Consider the following 1,092-nt stretch of genomic DNA (forward strand, 5'->3'; position numbering starts at 1 on the left):
TTCACGCTTGCTCCGTCGCGAGTTCCGCACGAGCCGAAGGCCACTAAATGTGGCCTTCGTGCGAGCAGGACTGTCCGAGCAGCGGAGCAAGCGTGAAACCGACCCCCAGGAGGACCAACAACAATGATCAAGATCACCGTCCCAGCCACGAGCGCAAACCTAGGCATCGGCTACGACACCCTCGGCATGGCCGTCAGCCTCTACTCGCACTTCACCTTCGAGCGCGCCGACAAACTCACCATCACGGGCTGCCCCGAGGAATTCCAAAACGAGAACAACCTGGTCTACGTGAGCTTTGTCGATGCACTGGCTGCATGGGGCGAGCCGGCTTTTCCCGTTGCCATCGACATTCAAACCGATGTGCCCGTCGCTCGCGGCCTGGGTTCCAGCTCCACCTGCGTCGTCGCTGGCATCATGGCGGCCGCCGCGCTGACGGGCCACACCGTCGACCGTGCCGAGCTCGTCCGCATTGCCACCGAAGTCGAGGGCCATCCTGATAACGTCGCCCCCGCCATCCTGGGCGGCGCCGTCTGCTCCTTTACGCCGACCGATTCGCTCCCCCAGTGCCTGCGCTACGAGGTGAGCGATCGCCTGCGTTTTATTACCGTGATCCCGCCCTACGAGGTACACACGAGCGAGGCGCGCAAGGTCGTGCCGCAGGAGATTCCGCTCTCCACCGCCGTGTGGCAGATGGGCCGCATCGCCGGCATGACGCGCGGCCTGGAGACCGGCGACCTTGACCTGATTGCCGCCGCCAACGACGACCGCATCCAAGAGCCCTATCGCCGCCGCCTCATCCCCGACTACAACGCTGTGCGCGACACCTGCCTTAACGGCGGCGCTAAGACCATCTGGATTAGCGGCTCGGGCTCGACCCTCATGGCTGTGACCGACGACACCATCGTGGCAAAGTTCCTGCAGGTCAAGCTGCGCGAGCAGTTCCCCAAGTGCGATACGCATATCCTCACGTGCGACACGGAAGGCGCCCAGATCGAATACCTGTAGTCGCCGTCCCGTATACTCGCCGGGGAGGCCAGGGGCTTTGCCCCCAAATCGTCCTCGGACATGGCAGGACCCCCGCTGCGCACTTCG

General features: G+C 64.1%; 1 protein-coding gene. It reads left to right on the forward strand.

From position 1 onward, the window contains the following. Window positions 1-123: 123 nt before the first annotated feature. A complete protein-coding gene (gene thrB, locus PMX21_RS10025; RefSeq protein WP_006234874.1) occupies window positions 124-1,005 on the forward strand; it encodes a homoserine kinase in 882 nt (293 codons plus the stop codon). Window positions 1,006-1,092 lie beyond the last annotated feature (87 nt).

It is taken from the genome of Collinsella aerofaciens, from assembly GCF_028209885.1.
In the GTDB taxonomy this organism is placed as follows: domain Bacteria; phylum Actinomycetota; class Coriobacteriia; order Coriobacteriales; family Coriobacteriaceae; genus Collinsella; species Collinsella aerofaciens_BA.

What these genes read in the sequence shown, in the direction of transcription:
- thrB (WP_006234874.1), top strand. Translation starts at nt 124, where the DNA reads ATGATCAAGATCACCGTCCCAGCCACGAGCGCAAACCTAGGCATCGGC.